This window comes from Achromobacter maghribensis, from assembly GCF_057334215.1.
Genome location: NZ_JBHFII010000053.1, coordinates 1 through 512 on the forward strand (window position 1 = coordinate 1; position 512 = coordinate 512).

At 62.7% G+C, this 512-nt stretch carries 1 protein-coding gene; it reads right to left on the minus strand.

All coding sequences use genetic code 11. The annotated features are described in order from the left end of the window. Window positions 1-512: VCBS domain-containing protein (locus ACE039_RS22860; RefSeq protein ID WP_485823413.1), on the minus strand; the 512-nt coding region annotated here is incomplete at both ends.

Consider the following 512-nt stretch of genomic DNA (forward strand, 5'->3'; position numbering starts at 1 on the left):
CCGGTCTCCTGATAGGAGTAGGTGATGACACCCGTCGCCGCGTTGTAACCCGTGATGGTCAGCACGCCCTTGTCGGTGGTGATGACGACCGGGGTCGTGGACGCGTTGGTGACATCATGGCCACCGACCGTGACGCCTGCGATGCCGGCTTCAGCGGACACGGTGACCTTGCCGGTGACGGTCTCGCCAGAGGCTTCAACGACGCTGTTGTGTGCGTCAGTGACGTTTCCGTCGCCATCTTCAGGCGTGACAACCGGCGGCGCGTCGGTCTGGCCATTGATGGTGATGGTCAATTCAGCGGTGCTGGTGTCGCCATCGGCATCGGTGATCGTGTAGCGGATGGTCTCGGTCAGCGTCTCGCCGTTGTTCAAGGCTTGAACGGCCGGCAGGCTGTTGTTCAACTGATAGGACCAGGTGCCGTCGCCGTTGTCGACCAGCGTGCCGTACTTGGCATCGCCCGTGGTGATGGCGACCGTGCTGGTGTCCGCGCCCAACGTATCGTTGGTGAGCAG